Raw genomic sequence first — 12,683 nt, 5'->3', positions numbered from 1 at the left:
TATGGGTTTCGGAATCTTTGGAGTCTGAGATGACCGTCAGTCAGGTGTAAACAGCTCCTTTTTTGATGGAAAACGCCTTGAACCTGGCGCGGCGCATCTGAGCAGACACCGAGCAAGGGCCGCCCCGCAGCAAAGGTGTCGTCCCCCTTGGGGGGAAGGCGCGTAGCGCCACAGGGGGTCTATTTCAACCAGCCGCGCTTGCGGAAGTACAGCATGGGGCCCAGCGCACTGGCAATCATCAGGGCGACCACATAGCCGTAGCCGAACTCCCATTCCAGCTCGGGCATGAACTTGAAGTTCATGCCGTAGACGCTGGCGATCAGCGTGGGCGGCAGCAGGGCCACGCTGGCCACGGAAAAGATCTTGATGATCTTGTTCTGGTTGATGTTGATGAAGCCCACGGTGGCGTCCATCAGGAAGTTGATCTTGTCGAACAGAAACGCGGTGTGGCTGTCCAGCGACTCGATGTCGCGCAGAATCTGGCGCGACTCCTCGAACTGCTCGGCATTGAGCATCTTGGAGCGCATCATGAAGCTCACGGCGCGGCGCGTGTCCATCACATTGCGGCGGATGCGGCCGTTCAAGTCTTCCTGGCGCGCGATGGCGCCCAGCACTTCCTTGGCCACGTCGTCGGTCACGTCGCCCGAGAGCACCATCTGGCTGGCTTTTTCGAGGTCGTCGTAAATGCGCTCCAGCGTGTCGGCCGAGTATTCGGCGTCGGCGTCGAAGAGCTTGAGCAGCACATCCTTGGCCTCGTCGATCAGGCCCGGGGCGCGGCGTGCGCGCATGCGCAGCAGGCGGAACACGGGCACGTCCTCGTCGTGGATGGAGAACAGCACGCCGCAGCTGCGCAGGTTCTGGTTGTGTTCGTTGAGGATGAAGGCCACGCGCACCGAGCGCGGATCCTCGTCATCGTCGATCAGGAAGTCGCTGCGGATATGCAGCTCGCCGTTGTCTTCCTCGTAGAAGCGGGCGGATTCCTCGATATCGTCGTCCATCGCGTCTTCGGGGATGGACAGTTCATAGTGCTGCTTGATCCAGCGCTTTTCCTCGAGGGTGGGCGACTCCAGATCGACCCAGATGGGGCGAAAGCGTTCGAGGTCGGCAAGAGACTCGATTTCTTCCTGCACGAGGCGGCCATTGGCCAGCGTAAAGATGTTGAGCATCAGCTCACTTCCGGTTGTTCTTGGGATTTGACTTGGATGGGGGCGCTTTCAACCCCGCAGTCCGAACCGGGAGCTGAAAGCTACCAACTGGGGTAGCTTTCCACGGATGTCTTTCAGTAATTCGAAGCCGCCGATTATGCTACGTTGCGCCGCAGCATGTGCTTGGCAACATAGATGGGAGAGTGGGTAAACAGGGCTTGTCGCGGCCCTGTCACGCCGACTTTGTAAACCGCTGGGCCTGCACCAGATCGGCCCAGGCGCCGGCCTTGGCCTGCGGTGCCCGCAGCAGGTAGTTGGGGTCGTAGCTGACCACGGTGGGCACGCCTCCAATGCGATGCGGCTCGGCGCGCAAACGGCCCAGAGCGTCGTGGCGGCCCAGCACCGCACGGGCACAGGCCAGGCCCAGCACCAGCACGCAGTCGGGGCGCAGCTCGCGCAGCAGGGCTTCCAGCGCCGGCTGCAGCGGCTGGGCATGGCCGAGATCCGCCTCGGGCGGCGCGCGGTGCAGCGCGGCGCTGAAGACGCGCGGCCGCTGCTGCAGGTCCAGGGCGCGCAGCATATTGTCGAGCAGCTTGGCCGCATCGCCCTGCAACGCGGTCTGCGCGCTGTCGGCCGCGGGCTTGTGCGCGGGGCCGAGCAGGGCCGGGTTGAGCGTGGGCTCGAGCAGAATCAGCCAGCCGCCCTGCGTGGCGGCCTGTACATGCTGCGGCCCATGGGGATAGACCAGCTGCGCGGGAGCAACGCTCCAGCCCAGGCCGGGTTCGCCCGCCGGGCCGGCCGCGGGCTGCTGCACAAAGCGATGGGGCGCGCGGCCATGGCTGGACAGCAGCGGTGCCGGCGCTGTTGCCGGCGTCACAGGCGGAGCCGCTTCCATGGCCGGCGGCTGTGCCGTGACGGGCACGGGCTGCGCTGCCGCGACCGGCGCCGCTGGTGGCGCGGGAACCGGGGCCGGCGCCGGGGCACGCATGATCGGCGCTGTCTCGAACGGGTGCGGGGTCGCTGCTTCGGCATGGGCGATCACGGCGGGCAGGGCCTCGGCCGGCTCGGGCAGCCAGACGGTGATGCCCATGGCTTCCAGCATGGCCCGCTGGCGGGCATCCAGGTTCAGGCTCATAGTTTCCGACTCATGAGCACGGCGTTCTCGCGCGGGCCCTCGGGGTTGGGGTAGTAATTCTTGCGCAGGCCGACCTCGGCAAAGCCGTGTCTGGCATAGACTTCGCGCGCGCGGCTGTTGCTCTGGCGCACTTCCAGCCAGATCCACTGCGCATTCTTTTGCCTGGCCCACAGGGCCAGCGCATCGAGCATCACGCGTGCCCAGCCCTGGCGCTGGTGCGCGGGGTTGACGGTGATATTGAGCAGATGCACCTCGTCCAGCACGGACATGGCCACAAAGTAGCCGAGCAGCTGGTGCTTGGCATCGACCAGCAGCTGCATCTCATAGCCGGCCACCATGGCATCCTGAAAATTGCCGCGCGTCCAGGGGTGGGTATAGGCCTGCTCCTCGATCGGCAGCAGAGTGTCCAGCCATAGCGCCGACAGGGGCTCGAAATGGACCAGGGATGCTGCGTCGTCGCCGGCGGGCTGGGCGGTGCTGTGGATGGAGTTCATGGTGCGGCGTTGGCGGCTTGCGCGGCGGCCTTGGCGGCCTCGCGCTCCGCGGTGGTTTGCGCCACTTTATCGCGGATATAGCGCGGCAGGGCCTGCTCGGCCGGCACGGCGCAGCCTTTTGCCAACAGCGCCGGAGCCAGGCGCAGCATGGCCGTGGCCGTGGGCATGGACTGCAGATGGCGGGCGCCGGGCGCCAGCAGTTCGGGGTAGACGCCCTGGGCGTTGCCGGCCACGGCCAGGTTGGACGCAACCTGCAGCGCCTCGGGCGCGCACAGGCCGAAGTCCTCGGGCTCGATCCACTCGCCGTGCTCGAAGCGGAACTGCGCGTGGTAGACCTCGTGCATGCGCGCGTCCAGCACGGCCACCAGCTCGGTGCAGCCGTGCCGCTCGCGGGCCTCCTCGGCCACGGCCAGCAGCGTGTCCACGGGCAGCACCGGCACCTTGGCGGCAAAGGCCAGTCCCTGGGTGATGGCGCAGGCCGTGCGCAGGCCCGTGAAGGAGCCGGGGCCGCGGCCGAAGACGATGGCGTCCAGCTGCTTGAAGTCCAGCCCCGCCTCCCGCATGAGCTGGCGTATGGCCGGCAACAGCTGGGCCGACGACTGCTGCGCGCCCGGCCCGCTGTGCTGCCAGACGGCGGAGCCATGCTGGACGGCAACAAACAGGGTATCGGTACTGGTGTCGATGGCGAGAAGATTCATGGTCGGCGGTGCGTCGGCCGCTGCGGGCCGGAGCGCTATCTGGGCTGCCAGGGCTGCAAAAGGCAGCCGGTGCAACCCCACATTATCGGATGGCGGCCGCCACCTTGCCTCGGGCGCCGGCAATGCCCGGCGTGGCGACGCCCGGCGTAGACTTGCGGCCCATGCCGCTGAACAAGTCCTTACTCCGCAAGACCCTGACCGCGCTGAGCGCACCCCTGCTGGCGCTGCTGGGCGCCTGCCTGCCGATACCCGCCTCATTCGCACAGACCCCGCCCGCCGAGACGCGCATTCCCGCCGCCGTGGAGCTGGCGCTGCAGCGCGCCAAGATTCCGCGCGAGGCCGTCTCCTTGCTGGTCATGGATGTGGACGGCAAGTCCGCGCCGCGCCTGGCCTGGCGCACCCAGGCGCCCATGAATCCGGCCTCGGTCATGAAGCTGGTCACCACCTATGCGGCCCTGGACCAGCTGGGCCCGGCCTATGTCTGGCGCACGCCCGTGTACTTCGGCGGACCTGTGGTCGACGGTGCGCTGCGCGGCAATCTCTACATCCAGGGCCAGGGCGACCCCAAGCTGGTGCTGGAGCGCCTGTGGCTGATGCTGCGCCGCCTGCAGGGCATGGGGGTCAAGGTCATCGTCGGCGACATCGTGCTGGACCGCTCGGCCTTCCAGCTGCCCGCGCATGATGCGGCCGGTTTCGACAACGAGCCCTGGCGTCCCTATAACGCCGCCCCCGACGCGCTGCTGATCAACTACAAGGCCGTGGTTCTGGGGTTTGCTCCCGATACAGGAGCTGGTGTCGCCCGTATTCAATACGATCCGCCCATGTCTGGCATGAACAACCAGGCCACGGTGCCGCTGGCTGCTATGAATTCCGAGTGTGGCGATTGGCGCAGCAAGCTGCAGCTGGACATGAGCGACCCGCAGCGCATCGCTTTCCAGGGCCAGTACGCGGCCCAGTGCGGCGACAAGAGTTGGTCCGTGGCGCCCGCGCAACCCGAGCTGTTTGCGGCCCGCGCCATCGAGGGCATGTGGCGCGAGCTTGGCGGCAAGCTCACCGGCAGCGTGCACGACGGCCAACTGCCTGCGGGCCTGCAGCCCGCACTGCAGATCGAGTCACCGTCGCTGGCCGAGGTGGTGCGCGACGTGAACAAATACAGCAACAACATCATGGCCCAGCATGTGTTTCTGACGCTGGGTATGCAGCGCACGGGCGTGGCCAGCTTCGAGAGCTCGCGCCAGGTGCTCGCGCAGTGGTGGCAGGCCCGGCTGGGCGGCGACCAGCCCGCCGTGGACAACGGTGCGGGCCTGAGCCGCAATGCCTATATCACGGCCAACGGCCTGGGCCGGATGCTGCAGAACGCCTGGAACTCGCCCGTGATGCCCGAATTCGTGGCCTCCATGCCCATAGTCGGCGTGGACGGCACGCTGCGTCGCAGCCAGAGCCGGTATGCGGGCGCGGCCCATCTCAAGACCGGCACGCTGCGCGATGCCTCGGCGCTGGCCGGCTATGTGGACGGCGCCAGCGGCCGCCGCTATGTGCTGGTGGCCATGGCCAACCACGGCAATGCCGGCGCCGCGCGCCAGGCCTGGGAAGCGCTCGTCGACTGGGTGGGCGCGCAGTAGCGCGCAACAGCCACCGGCCTGCCCTGGTCGGAGACAGCGAGCAAGGCCTAGGCGGCCCCGCCGCCTCGCAGCGAGGCCGTCGTCCCCTTCAGGGGGAGGTGCAAAGCGCCTCAGCGGGTATTCCATTTTTTCCATCCGTAGTTGCCCGGTATGGCGCCAAGTTGAGTATCGATAGCATGGTGTTCTGAAAAAAAGCACGCCCGTGCTATTCATAACACCATGGAGGACATCATCTTGGCAAACAAACTCAAACTCCTGGCCGCTGCCCTCGCGACCGCCGGCCTGCTGGTCGCCTGCGGTGGCGGCGGCGGTGCGGACACCACGCCCAGGGCCCAGGTGACTTCGGTCAAGGTCATGGGCGACAGCCTGTCGGACAGCGGCACCTTTGGCTACAAGTTCACGGTGCAGGGCAACGACCCCACGACCGGCAAACCCTATCAGGTCTGGCCCGAGCGCATTGCGGGTCTCTACAACACCTCGTTGTGCCCGCACTACGCACCGACCAGCGAAACGACTTTTGTCACGGGCAATGCCGGCTGCACGAATTACGCGATCGGCGGCGCGCAGATCAACTATGTGGATCCGAACACCGGTGCGGTGGTCAACAGCGCCATTTCCGTGCTGCAGCAGATCAAGGATGCGGGCGCCGCAGGGGTTTCCTCCAACGACCTGATCCTGATCGACGGCGGCTCCAACGATGCGGCCGAGCTGATCACTGCCGTCCTGACATACCAGAACCTGGCGGCTAAGGCTGCCGCAACAGGTGCGCTTCAGGACCAGCAGAACGCACAGGCCGCGCTGCAATTCCTGCAGGCATTCCTGGGCTCCAAGATCGATCCGGCCACCCTGGGCAATCTGCTGGCCCAAGGACAGCCTGGCCTGGTTCAGGCGGGTGGTTTGTACATGCAGACCCTGGCCAAGAACCTGGCCGGCAGCATCCAGACCGAGCTGCTGGCCAAGGGCGCGACGCGTGTCGCGCTGCTGAACGTGCCGGCGATCGGCCTGACGCCCAGATTCACGGCAGTGCTGGCGCAGATCGCTCAAGCCAATGGCGCAGCGGCCTCCGCCCAGGCTGCAGCTTTGCTCGATGGCTGGGTGCAGGCCTTCAATGGCGCACTGCAGGCAGCGGTGGGCAGCGAAAGCCGGATTGCACTGGTCGATTTCTACACCGAGTTCAAGACGCAGATTGCCAATCCGGCCCAGTACAAGTTCACCAATGCGACGGTGCCTGCCTGCTCGAAGATTGGCACGGATGATCTGTCGCAGTGCTCGGCAGACAAGCTCTCCGCCAATATTCCCGCAGGCGAAACCAGTCCCGACTGGTGGAAGAGCTATGTGTTCGCCAACAGCTTCCATCCGACGCCCTACGGCTATCAGCAGATGAGCCAACTGGTCTCGCGTTCGCTGGCCCAAAAGGGCTGGCTGTAAATCCGATCCGCACCACGATAACAAGGAGACCTAACCATGAAGAATTTTGTGCGGATGGCTGTGGCCGCTGCTGCGCTGGCGGGCTGCGGCCTGGCCGGCGCCCAATCGGCGGGCACCTGGTCGGCGCGTGTCGGCGCCACCTATCTGTCGCCGGACGTGGACAGCGGGACCCTGTCCGCGCCCTCGTTTCCCAACACCCGCGTGGACGCCAAGAGCAATTCCCAGCTGACGGGCGGCATCACCTATATGCTGACCGACAATGTCGCGCTGGACCTGCCCGTGGGCCTGCCGTTCAAGCATGACCTCACCGGCGCCGGCGCGATTGCGGGTGTGGGCAAGCTGGGCAGCACCAAGGTCATCCCCATGACGCTGTTCGCGCAGTACCGCTTCAACGAGGCCAATGCGGCTTTCCGTCCCTATGTGGGCCTGGGCGTGACCTATGCCTATTTCTATGGCGAGAAGACCACGGCCACGCTCAACGGTCTGACGGGCGGTACTCTGGCCAATCCCACGACGGCCAAGCTGGACCGGAAATTCGGCATCACGCCGCAGATCGGCTTCGTCTACAACTTCAACGAGCGCTGGTTTGTGGATGCGGCTTATTACAAGAGCTTCCTGAAGACGAATATCCACCTGTCTTCGGGCCAGAGCATCAGCGTCAAGCTCAATCCCGATGTGTTCGCCATCGGCATCGGCTACCGCTTCTAAGCCCTGCCATCCCAAGCAAACGGCCGGAATTTCCGGCCGTTTTTCATGGGGGTGAGCGTCGCTCAGCCCGCGGCTGCCGCGCGCTGCAGCCGGTCTCGCACGCCTTCCCAGTCGGACGTGTCGGGCGGGGTTTCGATCCAGATCAGCTGGGCTCCGAGTTCGTCGAAATCGCGCAGCGTGCCGAACAGTTCACGGGCCGCGGCCAAAGCCTGCTCGGGCATGGCGCGCAGCACGATGGCCGGCGATGAGCACTTCAAGGGGCTGCGGCAATAGATGGCAATGTTCTTGCCGTCGGCGCTCAGCAGATCGAGTGCCGACTGCAGCTGTCTGGCGTCCATGAGCCTCACCTTGGCGTTCGGCGCATAGTGGGCCAAAAGCGTGCCGGAGGCGCGAGGAGTATGCGCGGGCAGCTCTTCCTTGGAGAGCGGGCGTAGGCCGCAGGCGCGTTCTATATCGTCGCGCGTGATGGCGCCGGGGCGCAGCAGCACGGGCTGGCCGCGCGTGCAGTCGACGATGGTCGATTCAATGCCCACCGCGCAGGCGCCGCCGTCCAGCACCAGCAGCCGGTCGCCGAATTCCGTCGCTACATGCTGGGCCGTGGTGGGGCTGACGCGGCCGAACTTGTTGGCACTGGGCGCCGACACGCCCCAGACCGGCGGCGTGAGCTGCTGGCAGGCCTGCAGCACCGCATGGGCCACGGGGTGGGACGGGCAGCGCAGGCCCACACTGTCCTGGCCTCCGGTCGAGGCCTTGGCCGCATGGGGCAGGCGCGGCAGGATCAGGGTCAGCGGGCCGGGCCAGAAGGCGTCGATCAGCTGCTGGGCAAACAGCGGCACCTCCTTGGCGTAGCGGGTGATGGCCGTGCTATCTGCCACATGCACGATCAGCGGATGGTTGGCCGGGCGCCCCTTGGCCGTGAAGATCTGCGCCACGGCAGCGTCGTTGTCGCTGTCCGCGGCCAGGCCGTAGACGGTCTCGGTGGGCAGGCCCAGCAGTTCGCCGCGCTGCAGGGCCTGCGCGGCAGCCTGCACCGAGGCGTCCAGATTTCCATCCAGAATCACGTGAGTTCCTTAAAACGGAGCGATGCCGAGGATTTCGGCGGCCTGGAGCGCGGTGGCGCGCACGGCTGCGGGCGTGGCGGCGGTGATGTTCAGGTGCCCCATCTTGCGGGCGCGCTTGGCATCGACCTTGCCGTACAGATGCAGATGGCAGCCGGGCAGGGCCAGGACTCTATCCCAGGCCGGGGTGCGGGCCTGGTCGCCGTCCTTGAACCACAGATCGCCGAGCAGATTGAGCATGACGGTGGCGCTGTGCTGGCGCGGCTGCACCAGGGGCAGATTGGTCATGCAGCGCACCTGCAGCTCGAACTGCGACACATCCATCGCGTTCTGGCTGTAATGGCCGCTGTTGTGCGGGCGCGGCGCGATCTCGTTGACCACCAGCTGGCCGTTCTCGAGCACGAAGAATTCCACGCAGAGCACGCCCACATAGTCGAGGCCGATAGCTACGGATTTTGCAGCTGCTATCGCTTGTTCCACCTGGGTTGCAGGCAGATTTCCTTCGTAAACCTCGGTCACGGCCAGAATGCCGTCGCGGTGCAGATTGCGCTGCACGGGCAGGTTGACGATGTCGCCGTTGCGGCCGCGCGCCACGATGACCGAGCACTCGTGCGCCAGCGGCAGCATCTTCTCGAGCACGCAGGCCACGTTCTTCAGCTCGTCCCAGGCCGCGACCAGCTCGGCGCGGGTCTTGACGCGGATCTGGCCCTTGCCGTCATAGCCCATGCGCGCGGTCTTCAGAATGCCGGGCAGCAGCGCCTCGTTGATGGCGGCCAGCTGTTCGGGCGTTGCTATCACGGCATAGGGCGCGCAGGGCACGCCGCACTTCACGAAGTGGGCCTTCTCGGCGGCGCGGTCCTGGGCGATCGCGACGGCGGAGCCGGCGGGCGAGACGGGCAGGCTTTCGGCCAGCCGGTTCAGCGAACCTGCGGGCACGTTCTCGAACTCGGTGGTCACGGCCGCGCAGAGCCTGGCCAGTTCGGTCAGGCCTTGCGGGTCTTCGTAGCCGGTGCGCACATGGTGGTGGCTGACCAGGCCTGCGGGGCTGGTGGGGTCCTGGTCCAGCACGGCGGTGAAATAGCCCATGGACTGGGCGGCATGCGCAAACATGCGGCCCAGCTGGCCGCCGCCCAGCACGCCCAGCGTGGCGCCGGGCAGGATCACGGCGTTGTCGTTGGCGTTGCTCATGCGTGCACCGGCAGCTTCATGTTGCGGGCGGCTTCGGTCTGCTCGGCGCGGAAGGCTTCGAGCTTGGCGCGCAGTGCGGCATCCTCGTTGGCCAGCAGGGCCACGGCAAACAGGGCCGCGTTGGCCGCGCCCGCATTGCCGATGGCAAAGGTGGCCACGGGCACGCCCTTGGGCATCTGCACGATGGAGTGCAGCGAATCCACGCCCTGCAAATGGCGGCTGGCCACGGGCACGCCCAGCACGGGCACCGTGGTCTTGGCCGCGATCATGCCGGGCAGGTGGGCCGCACCGCCGGCACCGGCGATGATGGCCTTGAGGCCGCGGTCGGCAGCAGCCTCGGCAAAACGGAACATGTCGTCGGGCATGCGGTGGGCCGAAACGACCTGGGCCTCGAAGGCGATACCGAATTGCTGGAGGATGGCAACTGCGTGTTGCATGGTGTCCCAGTCGCTGCTGGAACCCATGACCACGCCAACTTGGATGGGGTTCATGTCGTTCGTGAGGGCGGCTGCCGCCCGGCCTAGTGGAACCCCCGATTTTACGGTTTTGCCATATGTATGGGCAGCTCCGGGTCATAGCCGCCCCCGGGGCGGCCTGGCTAGGCCGGCGCCTGGTCGCGCGCAAAGCCCAGCACGCGCTCCTTGAAGACATGGACCACCCAGCCCAGGATTGCCAGGATTTGCAGGCCCAGCGAGACCCAGGGCATGGCCGCCCAGGCGCCCGCCTGCCCGGCCGCTTCCCGGCCGGCAAACCGCATGGCCAGCACCGGCTGCACCAGCATGGCCCCGGCCTGGCCGGCCAGGCCGTAGGCCAGCAGCGGCGCGGCGATGTTGAGGATGAGCCAGGCGATCACAAACGAGCCCATGGGCGACTTCAGCCTGCCGGCCAGCAGCGCAAAGCCGGTGAGCAGCAGGCAGTCGCGCAGCAGCTGCAGGCATAGATGGATGGAGAGCAGGCCGCTGATCTCCAGCCCCTGGGGGCCGGGGACGAACAGCGCCAGTACCGATGTCGCAAAGCCCAGCAGCAGGCTCACGGGCCACAGCGGCAGCGCCTCCAGGGCTTCGCGCCAGCGCCGGCGGCTGGCCGACCATTGCACCTGGCGCCAGGCGCGCAGCTGCTGGTCCATGTGCTGCAAGGCCACATAGGCCGTGGCCAGCAGGGCGATCCAGGCCGTGCTGCCGAGAAAAGCTCCGGCCCCGAGGTCGACCGTGCCGGCGGAGAAAAAGCCCGTCGCGGCCAGACCCAGGGGCCAGGCCCAGGGCAGGGTGCGCACGTCGAGCCTGGAGCACAGCTGGCGCCACAGCGACAGCAGGCCCAGGCCCAGCACCAGCGCTCCCGTCAGATAGGCCAGTCCCAGCGCGCCGACATCGACACCCCACCACAGCATGGGCTGGCTGCTGTTTTCAAAGATGCCGTCATACACCCGCCCTATGAACGGGCCGGGTATGAAAAACAGCAGCAGCAACGGCAGCAGGGCCGTACGCCGGCGGTTGACAGGCCTGTCCCGCTGGCCCCAGCTCAGGAGCACGGAGTTCATGGCCCAGGCCTGCAGGCCCAGGCCCCAGAGTAGGGCCAGGCCCACGCTGTGCAGCACGGGCAGCCGATCGAGAATGCGGGCGCTGGCCACGCCCGCCATGGCCAGCGCAAACCACAGCGCATACAGCCAGGCCGGCAGGGCCGCGCCCAGCAGCTTGCCCCAGGCCATCTGCCAGGGCGTGAGCGCGGACAGGCGCTGCCAGTCCCAGGTGTTCTGGCTGGCTTCTTCGGCCAGGCTGCGGCCGGCGAGCACGCTGCCGTAGACGGCGGCCGCCGCCCACAGCCCGGTGACGGCCGTCATGCTCAGTGCCGCCGGCAGTTCCTGGGCCGGCGCGAGTGCGAGCGGCAGTGCCAGCACCAGCAGGCTCAGGCCCAGGCTCCAGGCCAGCAGTGCGGGGCGCCAGTTCAGCCAGAGCTGGCGCTGGAATTCGGGGTTACGCGTGTTCATGGCTGCTCCTGGTGGCGGGTATCCCGGGTCTGGCGGGCATAGCGGTCCTGCAGGCGCTCGCGTGCAGGGGCCAGCGCGGCCACGGGAATACCGGCATGTACGAGTCTGGCAAGCCAGGCGGCGCGGTCCGCGGCCGCTGCGGGCAGCCATAGCTGGACGGGGCGGTTGCCCGTGGCGTCAAAGTCCTGCACCGTCACGCCCTGCAGGGCCTGGCGCAGCCGGGCCTCGAAGTCCTGGCCCGGCGGTGCGGCGAGCTCCAGTGCATACAGCATGAACTGCGCGTCGGCCTGCAAGGCCTGTGCCGGGGCGGCCTGCAAGGCCTCATGGCTTTCGATGCGGCCCTGGCGAATGCTGAGGATATGGGTGCAGTACTCGTCGAGCTCGCTGAGGATATGGCTGGAGACCACCAGGGTCATGCCCTGGGCCTGGAGCTGGCGAAACAGCTGCGAGAGGCTGCTGCGCGCCTCGGGGTCCAGGCCGCTGGCGGGCTCGTCGAGCAGCAGCACGCTGGGCTGGTGGACTATGGCCTGGGCGATCGCCACGCGCTGGCGCTGGCCGCGCGAGAGCTCGGTCGGATAGCGCTGCAGCAGCTCCGACAGGCCCAGCTGTGCGGCCACCTGCTGCACGCGAGCCGCCAGCTGGGCGCCGGCCACGCCCATGGACAGGGCCGAGTACTGCAGGCAGCGGGCTACCGTCAGCCGGTCATAGAGGCCGTAGAAATCGGACAGATAGCCGAGGTGGCGGTGCACCTCGCGCGGCTGGGCTTGCACCGACAGGCCCTTGACGCGGATATGGCCGGACAGCGGCTGCTCCAGCCCGGCGATGCAGCGCATCAGCGTGGACTTGCCCGCGCCGTTGGGTCCGACCAGGGCCGTCACGCTGCCGGCGCCTATGCAGAGGCTCACGTCATCGAGAGCGCGGTGGCCCGGGTACTCGAACACCAGCTGTGAAACTTCAATCAAGTCTTTGCTCCTTGCTTGGCGAGCAATATAGCGGAGCGGGCTCGCCGCGCTGTGGCTTCAAGCTCCCGAAAAAAGAGCTGCCGGCGCCCGATGGCTCTCGATTTCAGCCTGGAACAGGAATTTCCGGGCTTGAAACATGCGCCATATGCTCCCATTTGCAGAGCAAACACCCGGCCCGCGCCGGCCTATGCGTTGCCGAAGCGCTTTTGCGTGGAGAATCGCAGCGTCGGCGGCTGCCGCCCTGTGGGGCGGCCAGGTCGG

General features: G+C 67.1%; 12 protein-coding genes. 3 read left to right on the top strand and 9 right to left on the bottom strand.

Translation table 11 applies throughout. From position 1 onward, the window contains the following. Positions 1-179: 179 nt before the first annotated feature. The 4 genes from corA to tsaB all read right to left on the bottom strand — a co-directional run bounded on the left by corA (position 180) and on the right by tsaB (position 3,472). Positions 180-1,166 (bottom strand): magnesium/cobalt transporter CorA, encoded by a 987-nt coding sequence (gene corA / locus AB6724_RS19375; RefSeq protein WP_369340176.1) that lies wholly within the window; start codon positions 1,164-1,166, stop codon positions 180-182. Positions 1,167-1,377: 211 nt separating this feature from the next. Further along, the gene (locus AB6724_RS19370) at positions 1,378-2,280 is read right to left on the bottom strand and encodes a uracil-DNA glycosylase family protein (protein ID WP_369340175.1); all 903 of its coding nucleotides are present in this window, start codon (positions 2,278-2,280) and stop codon (positions 1,378-1,380) included. After that, the gene (rimI, locus tag AB6724_RS19365) at positions 2,277-2,774 is read right to left on the bottom strand and encodes a ribosomal protein S18-alanine N-acetyltransferase (RefSeq protein WP_369340174.1); all 498 of its coding nucleotides are present in this window, start codon (positions 2,772-2,774) and stop codon (positions 2,277-2,279) included. Before rimI ends, AB6724_RS19370 begins: the two co-directional genes overlap by 4 nt. Continuing rightward, positions 2,771-3,472: a tRNA (adenosine(37)-N6)-threonylcarbamoyltransferase complex dimerization subunit type 1 TsaB gene (tsaB, locus tag AB6724_RS19360; RefSeq protein WP_369340173.1), complete on the bottom strand. Its 702-nt coding sequence runs from the start codon at positions 3,470-3,472 to the stop codon at positions 2,771-2,773. The genes rimI and tsaB overlap by 4 nt, the downstream gene beginning before the upstream one ends. A gap of 161 nt (positions 3,473-3,633) precedes the next feature. On the opposite strand from tsaB, the gene dacB reads away from it, so the two are divergent. The 3 genes from dacB to AB6724_RS19345 all read left to right on the top strand — a co-directional run bounded on the left by dacB (position 3,634) and on the right by AB6724_RS19345 (position 7,230). After that, on the top strand, positions 3,634-5,094 hold the full coding sequence (gene dacB / locus AB6724_RS19355; RefSeq protein ID WP_369340172.1) for a D-alanyl-D-alanine carboxypeptidase/D-alanyl-D-alanine endopeptidase: 1,461 nt from the start codon (positions 3,634-3,636) through the stop codon (positions 5,092-5,094). Between the two features lie 234 nt (positions 5,095-5,328). Then, positions 5,329-6,522, top strand: coding sequence for an SGNH/GDSL hydrolase family protein (locus tag AB6724_RS19350; protein ID WP_369340171.1), 1,194 nt, complete (start codon positions 5,329-5,331; stop codon positions 6,520-6,522). 36 nt (positions 6,523-6,558) lie between these two features. Beyond that, a complete protein-coding gene (locus AB6724_RS19345; protein ID WP_369340170.1) occupies positions 6,559-7,230 on the top strand; it encodes an OmpW/AlkL family protein in 672 nt (223 codons plus the stop codon). A 62-nt stretch (positions 7,231-7,292) separates the two neighbouring features. On the opposite strand, the gene AB6724_RS19340 is transcribed toward AB6724_RS19345, so the two are convergent. The 5 genes from AB6724_RS19340 to AB6724_RS19320 all read right to left on the bottom strand — a co-directional run bounded on the left by AB6724_RS19340 (position 7,293) and on the right by AB6724_RS19320 (position 12,422). Continuing rightward, positions 7,293-8,291: an L-threonylcarbamoyladenylate synthase gene (locus tag AB6724_RS19340; RefSeq protein WP_369340169.1), complete on the bottom strand. Its 999-nt coding sequence runs from the start codon at positions 8,289-8,291 to the stop codon at positions 7,293-7,295. Positions 8,292-8,300: 9 nt separating this feature from the next. Continuing rightward, positions 8,301-9,476 (bottom strand): 5-(carboxyamino)imidazole ribonucleotide synthase, encoded by a 1,176-nt coding sequence (locus AB6724_RS19335; RefSeq protein ID WP_369340168.1) that lies wholly within the window; start codon positions 9,474-9,476, stop codon positions 8,301-8,303. After that, positions 9,473-9,967, bottom strand: a complete 495-nt coding sequence (gene purE / locus AB6724_RS19330; RefSeq protein ID WP_369340167.1) for a 5-(carboxyamino)imidazole ribonucleotide mutase — start codon at positions 9,965-9,967, stop codon at positions 9,473-9,475. The genes AB6724_RS19335 and purE overlap by 4 nt, the downstream gene beginning before the upstream one ends. A gap of 107 nt (positions 9,968-10,074) precedes the next feature. Continuing rightward, a complete protein-coding gene (locus tag AB6724_RS19325; protein WP_369340166.1) occupies positions 10,075-11,460 on the bottom strand; it encodes a hypothetical protein in 1,386 nt (461 codons plus the stop codon). After that, positions 11,457-12,422: an ABC transporter ATP-binding protein gene (locus AB6724_RS19320; protein WP_369340165.1), complete on the bottom strand. Its 966-nt coding sequence runs from the start codon at positions 12,420-12,422 to the stop codon at positions 11,457-11,459. The genes AB6724_RS19325 and AB6724_RS19320 overlap by 4 nt, the downstream gene beginning before the upstream one ends. Between the last annotated feature and the right edge of the window lie 261 nt (positions 12,423-12,683).

This window comes from Comamonas guangdongensis, from assembly GCF_041079535.1.
Classification (GTDB): domain Bacteria; phylum Pseudomonadota; class Gammaproteobacteria; order Burkholderiales; family Burkholderiaceae_C; genus Comamonas; species Comamonas guangdongensis.
The sequence above is the reverse complement of the archived record's forward strand: the minus strand, read 5'-3'. Positions and strand labels throughout refer to the sequence as shown.

Bases quoted from the DNA above. Each gene is read 5' to 3' on its own strand.
- corA (WP_369340176.1), bottom strand. From the start codon at position 1,166: ATGCTCAACATCTTTACGCTGGCCAATGGCCGCCTCGTGCAGGAAGAA.
- AB6724_RS19370 (WP_369340175.1), bottom strand. From the start codon at position 2,280: ATGAGCCTGAACCTGGATGCCCGCCAGCGGGCCATGCTGGAAGCCATG.
- rimI (WP_369340174.1), bottom strand. From the start codon at position 2,774: ATGAACTCCATCCACAGCACCGCCCAGCCCGCCGGCGACGACGCAGCA.
- tsaB (WP_369340173.1), bottom strand. From the start codon at position 3,472: ATGAATCTTCTCGCCATCGACACCAGTACCGATACCCTGTTTGTTGCC.
- dacB (WP_369340172.1), top strand. From the start codon at position 3,634: ATGCCGCTGAACAAGTCCTTACTCCGCAAGACCCTGACCGCGCTGAGC.
- AB6724_RS19345 (WP_369340170.1), top strand. From the start codon at position 6,559: ATGAAGAATTTTGTGCGGATGGCTGTGGCCGCTGCTGCGCTGGCGGGC.
- AB6724_RS19335 (WP_369340168.1), bottom strand. From the start codon at position 9,476: ATGAGCAACGCCAACGACAACGCCGTGATCCTGCCCGGCGCCACGCTG.
- purE (WP_369340167.1), bottom strand. From the start codon at position 9,967: ATGAACCCCATCCAAGTTGGCGTGGTCATGGGTTCCAGCAGCGACTGG.
- AB6724_RS19325 (WP_369340166.1), bottom strand. From the start codon at position 11,460: ATGAACACGCGTAACCCCGAATTCCAGCGCCAGCTCTGGCTGAACTGG.